This window comes from Kitasatospora sp. NPDC054768 (assembly GCF_053612025.1).
In genome coordinates this window covers 425-14,119 of sequence record NZ_JBSHBN010000080.1, presented here as the reverse complement: position 1 = coordinate 14,119, position 13,695 = coordinate 425, and the positions used below count along the sequence as shown (strand labels likewise).

Below are 13,695 nucleotides of genomic sequence, written 5' to 3'. Positions count from 1 at the left end.
GCCCGCTCGGACGGGCTTTGCGGGGTGGGGGGGCCGGTGCCGCCGTGGGCCGGGCGGGCGCCGCGGGCGGCTGGGGCCCGCCCATAGGGCGGGCCCCGCGTCCCGCCGCCGGTCAGGCCTGGCTTCCGGGGCGCCGCATCGGCCGCAGGGCCGGGCGGGCCTTCTTCGGTGCCGGCGCCGCTTCGCCGCCGGGCAGGACGGCGGCGAGGGCGGCCACCGTGGGTGCGTCGAACAGCGTGCGGATCGGCAGCTCCGCGCCGAGGGTGGCGCGGATGCGGCTGACCAGCCGGGTGGCGAGCAGGGAGTGGCCGCCGAGGTCGAAGAACCGGTCGTCGATGCTGACCGTCGGCACGCCCAGCACCTCGGCGAACAGGGCGCAGAGCTCCCGCTCGCGCTCGGTGCGCGGGGCGCGGCCCTCGGCCGCCCCGGCGTACTCGGGCGCGGGCAGGGCCCGGCGGTCGACCTTGCCGTTGGCCGTCACCGGCAGGCTGTCCAGGACGACCACGGCGGCCGGGAGCATGTAGCCGGCGAGGCGGTCCGCGACGAAGGCGCGCAGTTCGCCGTCGGTGGCCTTGCCGGTGGCGTACACCACCAGGCGCTTGTCGCCCGGCTGGTCCTCGCGGACCACCGCGAGCGCCTGGCCGACGCCCTCGTGGGCGGTGAACGCGGCCTCCACCTCGCCGAGTTCGATCCGGAAGCCGCGGATCTTGACCTGGTCGTCGGCCCGGCCGAGGAACTCCAGGACGCCGTCCGCGGTCCACCGGGCGAGGTCGCCGGTGCGGTACATGCGGCTGCCCGGCCCGTCGAAGGGACAGGCGACGAAACGCTCGGCGCTGAGCGCCGGACGGCCGACGTAGCCGCGGGCCAGGCCGGCCCCGGCGATGTACAGCTCGCCCGCCACGCCGGCCGGCACCGGCTGCAGACCGGCGTCCAGCACGTACAGCCGGGTGTTGGCCAGCGGACGCCCGATCGGCACCGTGCTCGGCACCGCGGCGGCGTCGGGCATCGGGTACTGGGTGGCGCACAGGGTGGTCTCGGTCGGCCCGTACAGGGCCCGCACCGCGATGCCCGGGACGGCCTCCAGCACCCGGCGCACGGCCGGGGCGGAGACCACGTCCCCGCCGGTCAGCACCTCGCGCACGCCGGCGAAGATGTCCGGGTCCTCCTCCGCGATGACCCGGAAGAGACCGGCGGTGACGTGCACGTGGGTGAGCGCGTGGACCCGGACCAGCTCCCGGATGGCGGCCGCGTCCAGGTCGCCCTGCGGCGCGACGACCACCTGGCCGCCGGAGAGCAGCGGCACCCAGATCTCGTAGGTCGAGGCGTCGAAGGCGTGCGGCGCGTGGAACAGCACCCGCAGGCCCTCGTCGTGCCGCCAGCACGGGTCGGTGGCGAGCTGCACCACGTCCCGGTGGCTGATCGCGATGCCCTTGGGCTCCCCGGTGGAGCCCGAGGTGAACATCACGTACGCGAGCTGCTCCGGGTGGGGCGCGGCCCGGTGGGCGCGCCGCTCGCGCGGACCGTCGAACCAGCCCGCGGTGAGCGGCAGGACGGGGCAGGGGGCGTCGGCGGCGAGCGGGTGGTCGCGGTGGGCCGGGTCGACCAGGACGAGGGCCGCGGCCGTCTCGGCGGTGATCCCGCGCAGCCGCTCGGCCGGGTGGCGGTCGTCCAGCGGGACGTAGGTGCCGCCCGCCTTGGCCACCGCGAGGATCGCCGTCAGCAGGTCGGCGGAGCGGTCCATCAGCAGGACCACCGGCGTCTCGGTGCCGACCCCGGCGTCGGCCAGGCGGGCCGCCAGGTGCTCGGCCCGGGAGTCCAGCTCGGCGTAGCTGAGGGTGCCGTCCTGCGAGACCACGGCCGGAGCGTCGGGGGTGGCGGCGGCCCGGGCCTCGAACAGTTCCGGCAGGGTCGCGTCCGGGACGGGCGCGGCGGTGTCGTTCCAGCCGGTGAGCAGCTGCTCGCGCTCGGCCGGGTCGAGGATCTCGATGCCGCCGATCGGCGCGTCCGGGGCGGCCACGGCGGCGCGCAGGACGCGCAGCAGCCGCTCGCCGAGGGCGGCCACGGTGGCGTGGTCGAAGAGGTCGACGGCGTACTCGACCGCCACCGTCAGGCCCGCCTGCGGGCCCTGCTCGGTGAAGCGGAAGGACAGGTCGAACTTGGCCACGTCCAGCTCGAAGGGGTGCTCCGCGCAGCCCAGGTCGCCGAAGGCGTCCGGCACCGTGACCCGGCCCTCCAGCGCCACCAGGGTCTGGAAGAGCGGGTGGCGGGCGGGGGTGCGGGTGGGGTTGAGCTGTTCGACCAGCCGCTCGAAGGGGATGTCCTGGTGGTCGTAGGCGTCCAGGTCGGTGCGGCGGACCCGGTCCAGCAGCTCCCGGAAGCTCGGGTCGCCGGAGGTGTCGGTGCGCAGCAGCAGGGTGTTGACGAAGAACCCGACCAGGTCGTCGAGCGCCTCGTCGGTGCGCCCGGCCACCACGGTGCCGATCGGCAGGTCGGTGCCCGCGCCGAGACGGGTGTAGAGGACGGCGACCACGGCCTGCAGCGCCATGAACAGGCTGGCGTGCTGCGTCGCCGCCAACTCGCCGAGAGCGCGGTGCAGTTCGGCGTCGACGGCGACCTCCACCAGGCCGCCGCGGTGCCCCGGAACGGCCGGGCGCGGACGGTCGTAGGGGAGCGCCAGCTCCTCCGGGGTGTCGGCCAGGGCCCGCTGCCAGTAGGCGAGTTGCTCGGTCAGCAGGGCGCTGGGCCGCTCGTCGGTGCCGAGCAGTTCGCGCTGCCAGAGGGTGTAGTCGGCGTACTGCACCGGCAGCGGCTCCCACTGCGGCTCGGTGCCGGCCAGCCGGGCCCGGTACGCCTCGGCGAGGTCGCGGAAGAGCGGGCCGACCGACCAGCCGTCGCTGGCGATGTGGTGCATCAGCACCAGCAGGACGTGCTCGTCGTGCGGCAGCGACAGCAGGGTGGCGCGCACCGGCAGGTCGCGGGCGAGGTCGAAGACCTCCTCGCCGGCCGCGGACAGCGCGGCCCGCAGCTCCTCCTCGTCGGCCACCGTGACGTGCCGCAGGGCGAGTTCGGCGGCCTCGGTGACGAGCTGGTGCGGGCGGCCGTCGACGGTCGGGAGGACGGTGCGCATGATCTCGTGCCGCCGCACCACGTCCCGGACCGTCCGCTCCAGGGCGGGCAGGTCGACGGCGCCGGTGAGCCGGACCGCGACGGGGGTGTTGTAGAGCGCGCTCGGTCCCTCGAACTGCTCGATGAACCACAGGCGTTGCTGGGCGGAGGAGAGCGGCACGCGCTCGGGGCGCTCGGCCGGCCGCAGGGCCGGACGGGCCGTCGCGGAGTCGGGCAGCGCGGCGGCCAGCAGGGCCACCGTCGGGTTGTCGAAGAGCGTGCGGATCGGCAGTTCGGCGCCGAGGCCGGCGCGGATGCGGCTGACCAGCTTGGTGGCGAGCAGCGAGTGGCCGCCGCGGTCGAAGAAGTTGTCGTCGATGCTGATCCGGACCAGCCCGAGGACCTCGGCGAACAGCCCGCACAGGGCCTGCTCGGTGGCGTTGCGCGGCTCGCGCCCGCCGTCGGCGCCGTTGTAGTCGGGCGCGGGCAGGGCCTTGCGGTCCACCTTGCCGTTGGGGTTCACCGGCAGCTCGTCGAGGACGACGATCGCGGCGGGCAGCATGTAGCCGGGCAGCCGCTCGGTGACGAAGTCGCGCAGCTCGTCGGCCCGCACCTCGCCGGTGACGTAGGCGACCAGGCGCTTGTCGCCCGGCTGGTCCTGGCGGACCGCCACGCAGACCTGGCCGACGGCCGGGTGGGCGGTGAACGCGGCCTCCACCTCGCCGAGTTCGATCCGGAAGCCGCGCAGCTTGACCTGGTCGTCCGCTCGACCGACGAACTCCAGTTCGCCGGCGGGGGTCCAGCGCACCACGTCGCCGGTGCGGTACATCCGGCTGCCGGGCTCGCCGAACGGGCAGGCCGTGAAGCGCTCGGAAGTCAGGCCGGGGCGCCCGACGTAGCCGCGGGCCATACCGGTGCCGCCGATGTACAGCTCGCCGGCCACGCCGACCGGCACCGGGCGCAGCCCGGCGTCCAGCACGTACAGCCGGTTGTTGGGCAGCGGCCGGCCGATCGGCACGACGGCGGGCACCTCGGCGGCCGAGGTCATCGGGAAGTGCGTCGCGAAGGTGGTCGTCTCGGTCGGCCCGTAGACGTTGACCAGCCGCAGCCCGGGGCAGGTGTCCAGGACCCGCCGCATGGCGACCGGCGAGGCGATGTCCCCGCCCGTCCACACCTCGTGCAGCCCGGCGAAGGTCTCCGGGGCCTCGGCGGCCAGCACGTTGAACAGGCCGACGCTGATCCAGGCGGAGGTGGTCCGCTCGTGGCCGATCACCGCCGCCAGCTCGGCGATGCCGAGCCGGCCGGCCGGGGCGATCACCAGCTGGCCGCCGGCGAGCAGCGGGGTCCAGATCTCGTAGGTGGAGGCGTCGAAGGCGGAGGGGGCGTGCACCGGCAGCCGCTCGTGGCCGCCGCCGGTGAACTGCCCGCCGAGCGCGAGGTCCACCACCGCGCGGTGGGTGATGGCGATGCCCTTGGGCACGCCGGTCGAGCCGGAGGTGTGCATCACGTACACCAACTGGTCGGCGTGCTGCGGCAGTCCGAGGTTCTCGGGGTGTTCCCCGGCGTGCGGGTCGAGCACCGTCAGCCCGGCCAGCGCGGGGTGCTCGCGGTGCGCGGCGTCGGCCAGCACCAGCCCGGCCCCGGCGTCCGCGAGGACGGTCCGCAGCCGGTCCGTCGGCTGGGCGTCGTCCAGCGGCACGTAGAGGCCGCCGGCCTTGAGCACCGCCAGGATCGCCACCACCTGGGCGGCCGAGCGGTCGATCATCAGCGCGACCGGCGTCTCCCGGACGACCCCGGCCTCGACCAGCCGCAGCGCCAGGCCGTTGGCCCGGGCGTTGAGCTGGGCGTAGGTCAGCTCGGCGTCCTCGGCGGTGAGCGCGATCGCGTCCGGGGTCGCGGCGACCCGCGCCTCGAACAGCTCGGGCAGCGAGCCCTCCGGCAGCGGGGTGCTGGTGCCACTCCATCCGGTGATCAGCTCGGCGCGCTCCGCCGCGGTCAACACCTCGACGGTGCCGACGAGTTCGGCCGGGTCGGCGACGATCCGGTCGAGCAGGGCGAGGAAGCGGTCCAGCAGGGCGCGGGCCTCGTCGGAGGTGAAGGCGTCGGGCTGGTGGTCCAGCCGCAGCTGCAGGCCGTCGCCGGGGGTGAGGGCGAGCGCCAGCGGGTAGTGGGCGCTGTCGACGTCCTCGACCAGGTGGACGCGGGTGGCGCCGCTCGGGTCGGCGTCGTCCAGGGCGGACGGGTCCGGGTAGTTGCCGTACACCGTGACGGTGTCGAACAGGCTGCCCATGCCCGCGAGTTGCTGGATCTCGGTGAGGCTGAGGTGCTGGTGGTCCAGCAGGGCGGACTGCTCGTGCTGGAGGCGCAGCAGCAGCTGGCCCCAGCTCTCGGCCTGGTCCAGGCGCACCCGTACCGGCACGGTGTTGATGAGCAGGCCCATCATCCGCTCCACGCCCGGCAGGTCGTGCGGCCGGCCGGAGACGGTGGTGCCGAACAGCACGTCCTCGCGCCCCGTGAGCCGGGCCAGCAGCACGCCCCAGGCCGCCTGGACCAGGGTGTTGAGGGTGACGCCGTAACGGCGGGCGGTGCGGGCGAGGGCCTCGGTGGTCTCCGGGGTGAGCCCGGTGTGCAGGCGCAGCGGCAGCTGCGGGGTGGCGGCGGAGCGGCCGGGGGCGAGCAGGGTGGGCTCGTCGGCGCCGGCCAGGGCCTGGGCCCAGGCGGCGCGGGCGGCCGCGCCGTCGCGCCGGGTGATCCAGCGCAGGTACTCGCGGTACGGGGCGGCCGGGGCGAGCGGCTGCTCGAAGTACAGGGCCCACAGCTCTTCGGCGAACAGCGGGGTGGACCAGCCGTCCAGCAGGATGTGGTGGGCGGAGGCGATCAGCTGGTGGCGCCCGGGCGCGAGCCGGATCAGGGTGTAGCGCAGCAGCGGGGGGCGGTCGAGGTCGAAGCGGCGGCCGTACTCGGCGGCGGCGATCCGGGCGGCCTCCGCCGCCGGGTCGGCGTGGGCGCTCAGGTCGACGACGGTGAAGGGCAGCTCGACGCCGTCCGGGACGACCTGCACGGGCGGGCCGTCGTGCCGCTGGTGGAACGCGGCCTTGAGGTTCGGCTGGCGGGTCAGCAGCGCCTCGGCGGCGGTGCGCAGGCGGTCGGCGTCCACCGGGCCGGTGAGGTCGAAGGTCACGACCGAGGTGTAGACGTCCGCGCCGTCGGCGTCGTACGCCGAGTGGAAGGCCATGCCCTGCTGGAGCGGCGAGGTGGGCCAGACGTCGACCAGGCGGGCGGGGGCGTGGTGGGCGGCGAGCTCGTCGACCTCGCTCTGGGTGACGGCGACCAGCGGGAAGTCGGAGGGGGTGTGCCCGCCCGCGTCCGGCCGGTCGGCGTGCTCGGCGAGCGCGCCCAGCGCGGCGAACCAGGCCTCGGCGAAGGCGCGCACCCGCTCCTCGGAGAGCAGCCCGGTGGCGTAGGACCACTGGGCGACCAGCAGCGGTCCCTGCGGGGTGTCCACGGTGGTGGCGTCCAGGCCGAGCACCCGGCCGAGCGCGAGGCCGGTCGCGGCGCCCTCGGACATCGCCTCGGTGCCGGCGAGCACGTCCTCGGCGGTGACGCCCTCGGGCGCGAAGCGGCCCAGGTAGTTGAACTCGATCTGCGGGTCGGCGCAGCCGGCCAGGACGGCGGCGGTGTCCGGGTTGAGGTGGCGCAGCAGGCCGAAGCCGATGCCGTTGTCCGGCACGGCGCGCAGCTGCTCCTTCACCCGGCCGAGCGCCCGGCCGAGCCCGGGGCCGGCCGCGGTGACCTCGGACCAGTCCAGCGCCCCGGGGGCGAGCCGGACGGGGTAGACGGAGGTGAACCAGCCGGCGGTGCGGTGCAGGTCGACGCCGTCGACGATCTCCTCGCGGCCGTGGCCCTCCACGGTGACCAGCACGGCGCCGTCGGGCCCGGTGGTCTCCCGGCCGCGCCAGTGGCCGAGGGCCAGCGCCAGCCCGGTCAGCAGCACGTCGTTGACCTGGGCGTGGTAGGCGGCGGTGACCTTGGTGAGCAGCGCCCGGGTGGTCTCGGCGGGCAGCACGAGCCGCAGCAGGCCCTCGGTGGCGTAGGTGTCCGTGGCCGGGTCCAGCGGGCGGTCGCCGAGCAGCGGGTCCGGGGTGGCCAACGCGGCCTGCCAGAGCGGGAGTTCGGCGGCCCGGCGGTCGGTGTTCGCCTCGGCGGTGAGCCGCTGGGCCCAGCGGCGGAAGGAGGTGGGCACCGGCGCGAGCTCGACGGCGCGGCCCTCGCGGAGCGCGGCGAGCGCGCCGAGCAGGTCCTCCTCGACGATGCGCCAGGTGACGCCGTCCACCACCAGGTGGTGGATCACCAGCAGCAGCTGCGAGGGCGCCTGCGGACCGGCGTCGAAGCGCACGGCCTGGACCATCCGCCCGTCCTCGGGGGACAGGCGCTCGCGGGCGGCCCCGGTCTCGGCGCGCAGCGCCTCGGCGGTGGCCGGGCCCTCGACCCGGCGCAGCACGGCGTCGGCGGGGACGGCGCCGGCCTCGGGCACGTGCAGGGTCCAGGGGCGCTCGGCGAGCGGGGAGGTGCGGGCGCGGAACAGGTCGTGGTGGTCGAGCAGGGCCTGGACGGCGGCGGTCAGGTGCTCCTGCGGGGTGCCGGCGGGCAGGGTGAGCACGGTGGACTGGTAGAAGCTCTCGACCGCGCCGTGCTGGGCGGCCAGCCAGTGCACGATGGGCGTCGGCGGCACCTCGCCGAGGCCGGCGCCGGCGGGCTCGACGACGACCGGGCCCTCCAGCGGACGGGCGATCCGCGCCAGCGCCTCGACGGTCGGGGCGAGGAACACCTCGCGCGGGGTGAGCTGGAGGCCCGCGTGCCGGGCCCGGGAGACCAGCTGGATGGCCACGATGGAGTCGCCGCCGAGCTCGAAGAAGGAGTCGGTGACGCCCACCCGGGGCAGTCCCAGCACCTCGCCGAACAGCCGGACCAGGGTGTGCTCCAGCTCCCCGGCGGGGGCGCGGCCCTCCTCCTCGCCGGCGCCGAACACCGGCGCGGGCAGGGCGCGCTTGTCGACCTTGCCGTTGGGCGTGAGCGGCAGCCGGTCGAGCACCACGACGGTGGGCACCATGTGGTCGGGCAGCCGCTCGGCGCAGTACGCGCGCAGCTCGGCCGGGTCGGCGGCGCCGACGGTGTAGCCGACCAGGCGGCGCTCGCCCGGGCGGTCCTCGCGGACCAGCACCACGGCCTGGCGGACCTCGGGGTGGGCGGAGAGGGTCTGCTCGATCTCGCCGAGCTCCACCCGGAAGCCGCGGATCTTCACCTGGTCGTCGGCCCGGCCGAGGAAGTCCAGCTGGCCGTCCGGGCGGTAGCTGCCGAGGTCGCCGGTGCGGTACATCCGCTCGCCGGGCCCGCCGTACGGGTCGGCCACGAAGCGCTCGGCGGTCAGGCCGGGGCGGTTCAGGTAGCCGCGGGCCAGGTGCGGGCCGGCGAGGTACAGCTCGCCCACGGTGCCCGGCTCGACCCGGCGCAGCTGCTCGTCCAGCACGTGGATGCGCACGTCCTGGCAGGGCCGGCCGATCGGGGGCAGCTCGTCGCCGGTCAGCGGCTCGCTCATGCTGACGATGACGGTGGCCTCGGTCGGTCCGTAGCTGTTGAGCATCAGCCGGCCGCGGCCGCAGCGGGCGGCCAGCTCGCGGGAGACCGCCTCGCCGCCGCCGATCAGGGTGCGCAGCGAGGGCATCGGGAGGTCGGGCAGGGTGGAGATCATCGCGGTGGCGATGTCGGCGTGGGTGACGCCGTACTGGTCGATCAGGGCGGCCAGCGGCTCGCCGACCAGCTGGCTCTGCTCGCGCGGCAGCACCAGGGCGGCGCCGGTGGTGAGCGCCACGGACAGGTCGGAGACCGAGACGTCGAAGCTGAGCGAGGACGCCTGGAGCACCCGGCTGCCGGGGCCGACCCCGGTGGCGGCGACCTGGGTGCCGATCATGCTGGGCAGCCCGGTGTGGGTGACGGCCACGCCCTTGGGCACGCCGGTGGAGCCGGAGGTGTAGATGACGTACGCGGTGTTCAGGGCGCTCACCGGCCGGACCCGCTCGGCGGCGGTGAACGGAGTGCGGGGCCGGGCGTCGAGGTCGGCCCGGTGCTCGGCGGAGTCGAGCAGCAGCCGGGGGGCGTCGGTCGCGGGCAGCTGCCCGGCGGCCCCGGCGGTGGTGAGCACCAGGGCGGCGCGGGAGTCGGTCAGCATGTGGCGCAGCCGCTCGGCCGGGTAGGCCGGGTCGGCGGGCAGCCAGGCGGCGCCGGTCTTGGCGACGGCGAGGATCGCGGCGACCGCCTCGGGGGACTTCGGCAGCGCCAGCGCGACGACGTCCTCGGTGCCCAGGCCGCGGGCGGTCAGCACCCGGGCCAGCCGGTTGGCGCGGGCGTCCAGTTCGGCGTAGGTGAGGGTGGTGCCCTCGGCGTACAGGGCGGGGGCGTCCGGGGTGCGGGCGACCTGGGCGTCGACCAGCTCGGTGAGGGTCGGGCGGGCGGGTGCCCCTTCGGCCAGCCGGGCGGCCAGCGCGGTGGGGGTGGGGGCGTCCGCCAGGACGGGCAGCGCCAGGCGGACGCCGAACTCGGCGTGCACCCGGGCCAGCAGCCGCTCGGCGGCGGGCCGGTCGCCGCCCAGGTCGTAGAAGCCCGCCGCGGGGTCGACCGACTCCCGGCCGAGCACCTCCGCGAACAGTCGGCACAGGACCTCGGCCGCTTCCGGCCGCTGCTCGGATCTGTGCGTCTGCTGGACCCCGGACATGTGACTCTCTCCCTTGTGCGGCTGGCCCCCGCGGTGGCGGGAGCGGCGAGCTGGGTTGACCCCGGGGCGGTCGGCCCGGGGGTCGGCGGAGCGATGTTGCGGTCGTCTCGCGGTGCTGCGGTGTGCTTGGTGTGACGGCCGTGCGGCGCGGCGGTGCGGAGGGTGGGAGTGTGCCGGGGCCGTTTCGGTGCACGCGCGTAGACGTCGGACACGGGACCGCGCCGGCGGCGTGAGGGTGCGCCGCGCGGCGGTGGGGTGCTGCGGTGGTGGGGCGGTGTCGGCGGGTTCCGGCGGGGCGGTGGGCCGACGGCCGGGGGAGCGGCCGGACGGGCGGCGGCTCGGGCGCGGTACCGCGCCGGGTGAGCGGGTGGTGCGCGCTGTGCTCTGTGCTCTGCGCCGGGGCGGTGCGGCCGGGGGAGCGGCTGCTCGGCGTGGATCCCCGTGCGGAGGCCGTGTGGTCGTTCAGCCGTCCGACGGTCGGTGCGCGAAGGCCGCGATCAGTTCTCGGACAGGTGCGCGATCAGGCTCTTCGGCCGCAGATCCTGCCAGTTCTGCTCGACGTAGTCGAGGCAGTCCTGCCGTCCGGCGGCACCGAACGCCTGCTGCCAGCCGGCGGGCACCGGGCTGAAGGCCGGCCACAGCGAGTGCTGGCCCTCGTCGTTCACCAGGACGAGGTAGCTGGCCTCGGCATCCTCGAACGGGTTCGCCATCGTCGGTTCCTCTCTGTTCGGAGCTGTCTGGAGCTGTTCGGAACTGTGCGGAACGGTGCGGAGCTGTGCGGGAGGGTGAGGAGCGGGGCGGTCGAACGGAGCCGCGGCTCACGCACCCCAGCCGGAGTCCTCGCTGGGGCCGACGACGGCGGCGATGGAGACGGCAGGCAGGTGCGGCTGGGCGTGGAGTTGGAGGCCCACCACGGCGGCCAGCAGAACGGCGAGTGTCCCGAGCATCTTGTGGACGCGGACGGCAAGGCTTGGCATCGCGAATTCCTCTTCCTGAGGAGGGCGGTCTGCCCTCTTCGCTCTGAAACGCATCCTGCCGAAGGCCCAAACGTGCGTGGAAGCTCTGACTGTGATCGTGAACACGCAATGCGGGAACCGGAAGCCCGGGCAGATCGTGTCAAAAACAGACAGACATGATCCAAATCACACCCGGCACTGTCAGATCAGTGGTGGGAACTCCGATGGCGCGGGGGACATCGCAGCGCGGAGGCGGGCACCCCGGCGCGCCGCAGCGAGCCCCGGCGCAGTTCCTCCTGGACGGCCGGCCAGTCCTCGACCCACGGCCGGCCCGTCCCGGCCGGCGACTCCAGGGCGAGCGTCGCCAGGTACGCGCGCTTGAGCGCGGCCCGTTCGTCCTGCACCCGGCCCGCGGACTGCTCGATCCGGCGCAGCCGCGCGTGCAACCGCTCCAGCGCGCCCCCGCCCGTCAGCAGCCGCCGCGCCTCCGGCCCGAAACGGAAGCCGGGCGCCAGCAGCGGCCAGGCCGCCCGCCACGCCCGGAACACCTCGCGGTGGCTCGGCCCCCACTCCCGCTCGGCCAGGGACAGCCGCTCCAGCGCGGCCGCCTCGGTCGGCGCCGTACAGGTCTCGCGCAGCGCCCGGGAGAGCGCACTCCAGTCCTCGCCGGGCGCGTGCCGCAGCGCCCCGTGCAGCAGGTGGGCCACCGAACCGTGCACCACGGTACGGGGCCACTGCTCGGCCGCCGCCTCGGCCAGCACCGCGCCGGTGCCGCCGACCAGCACCCAGACCTCCCGCACCCCGCGCCCGGCCAGCCCGGCCAGCACCTGGGGCCACTGCTCCCCGTCCGCGGCCGGCCACAGGCCCAGCACCTCGCGCCGGCCCTCGACCGAGATCCCGAGCGCCAGGTGCACCAGCGGACCGCCCGAGCGGCCGCTGCGCACCGAGTCCACGAAGACCACCGGGTAGACCGGGTCGAGCCGCCGCTCGCGCCGCTCGGCGAGCTCGTCGAGCACCTGGTCGGTGATGGCCGAGACGGTCTCCCGGCTGAGCTCCACGCCGTACACCTCGGCCAGGTGCGCCACCAGTTCGCCCGAACTGAGGCCGCGCGCGGTCAGCGAGATCACCAGCCGGTCGAGCCCGGGCAGCCGCCGGGCCCGGGGGAGGACGGACTTGGGGGCGAAACTGCCCTCGCGGTCCCGGGGCACCCGCACCTCGACCGGACCGATCTCGGTGAGCAGCCGTCTGGCCCGGGCGCCGTTGCGGCCGTTGGTGCCGGTGCCGGTGCCGGACCCGCGCAGATGCTCCTGGAGTTCGAGCTCCAGGGCGCCCTCGATCAACTGCTTGGCGAAGGCCTGGAGGATCCCGCCGTCGCCCAGCAGCCGGACGGCGCCGGAGCCGACCTGTGCGGCGGCGGCCTCCGCCAACTGTCGCACCAGGCGCTGGTCCACCAGGCCGGCGAGGGCGGCGGGCGGTGTCGCCGGATCGGAATCAGCTCGCAACTGGGGGTGCCTTCCGTCTGTAGGCCGTTCCATTCACCGACCGCCCGCTCCGAACGCCCCGACGGGACGTCAGGTGCGATGGGCTGGCAATCCCCCGGTCACCGCTGCCGGGTGCGGTCGTCCTCGTGCCCGGCGGCTCCCCCGCTTGCGTGCACGCCCGACTACCGTCAGCCGATGATTTCCGCGCCCTTTGGGCGTACACTCACGGCTGTCGGAGCCCGGGGGGCGGCTTCCGAACGGCAGTCACTTCTCATCTTGCCGGTTCTGATGCCTGGTGGAAGCCGGTTCGGGCATTCGTGAAACCGCAATGCCGAAGCCGGAAGGATGCCCAGATGTGCCCAACCCAGGACAAGAGCATGGAAAGGGGAACACCCCAGCTCTGCGACCGGGGCATCGAGTTCTACCGCACGGCACTGGTCGAGGGCGAGGCCACCGGCGAGGTCCCCGAGTGCCTGCTCGCGATGGGTCTGCTGCGCCCGCTGCCCGGCTCCGGCCGGCGGCTGGCCCCCGTCCCGCCCGACATCGCCGTCACCGGGCTGACCCGGCCGCTCGAACTCGCCGTACTGGCCCACCAGGAACGGCTCGCCGAGCTGCACACCTCCTTCCACGCCGCCGAGCACGCCTACAAGGACGTCATGCGGCGGGCCAAGTTGCCGATCCGGCTGCTGGCGGGCGACGAGATCCGCCCCGCGCTGGAGAAGGCCGTCGCCGGCTGCTCCGAGGAACTGCTCACCGCCCAGCCGGGCGGCGGCCGCGCCACCGAGCAACTGGCCGACGCGCTCCCGCGCGACCTCGCCCTGGCCGGCCGCGGCGTGCGCCAGCGCACCCTCTACCAGCACACCGTGCGCTCGCACGGCCCGACGCTGGCCTACATCGAGCAGGTCACCGCCCAGGGCGCCCAAGTGCGCACCCTGAACGAGGTCTTCGACCGGGTGATCATCTGCGACCGCTCCACCGCCTTCATCCCGGCCGGCGCCGACCGCGCCGCCGCGGCGATGCTCATCCAGCTCCCGCCGCTGGTCGAGTACCTGCTCAAGATCTTCGAGCTGATGTGGGAGCGCGCCGAACCCGTCACCTACCAGCAGGGCCACCACCGTCCCCGGCTGCTGACCGCCCGCACCCGGCAGAACGTCCTGCGCCTGATGGTCAACGGCTACACCGACGAGGCCATCGCCTCCCGCCTCGGCATGAGCACCCGGACGGTCTCCAGCCACATCCAGAAGGCCAGCGAACTCCTCGGCAGCCGCAGCCGCGGCCACCTCGGCTACATCATCGCCCGCCAGGGCGTCCTCGACGAGCCGCTCGACGAACTCTGAGGGCGCCGAGGAGAACTGACGAGGAAACGAAGGAGCGGGCCCGGCGG

General features: G+C 75.2%; 4 protein-coding genes and 1 pseudogene. 1 reads left to right on the top strand and 4 read right to left on the bottom strand.

All coding sequences use genetic code 11. The features are described from left to right. Positions 1–112 precede the first annotated feature (112 nt). The 4 genes and pseudogenes from ACWGKU_RS23090 to ACWGKU_RS23075 all read right to left on the bottom strand — a co-directional run. Entirely contained in the window at positions 113–9,874 is a 9,762-nt protein-coding gene (locus ACWGKU_RS23090; RefSeq protein ID WP_452180725.1) for an amino acid adenylation domain-containing protein, read from the bottom strand. 497 nt (positions 9,875–10,371) lie between these two features. Beyond that, positions 10,372–10,584, bottom strand: a complete 213-nt coding sequence (locus ACWGKU_RS23085) for an MbtH family protein (RefSeq protein WP_359909576.1) — start codon at positions 10,582–10,584, stop codon at positions 10,372–10,374. 108 nt (positions 10,585–10,692) lie between these two features. Next, a complete protein-coding gene (locus ACWGKU_RS23080) occupies positions 10,693–10,851 on the bottom strand; it encodes a hypothetical protein (protein ID WP_401046655.1) in 159 nt (52 codons plus the stop codon). 254 nt (positions 10,852–11,105) lie between these two features. Beyond that, a pseudogene (locus tag ACWGKU_RS23075) lies at positions 11,106–12,332 on the bottom strand (IS256 family transposase); the annotation flags it as partial. 332 nt (positions 12,333–12,664) lie between these two features. Between ACWGKU_RS23075 and ACWGKU_RS23070 the strand changes: the two are divergent. After that, positions 12,665–13,648 (top strand): helix-turn-helix transcriptional regulator, encoded by a 984-nt coding sequence (locus ACWGKU_RS23070; RefSeq protein ID WP_401046660.1) that lies wholly within the window; start codon positions 12,665–12,667, stop codon positions 13,646–13,648. Positions 13,649–13,695: the final 47 nt, after the last annotated feature.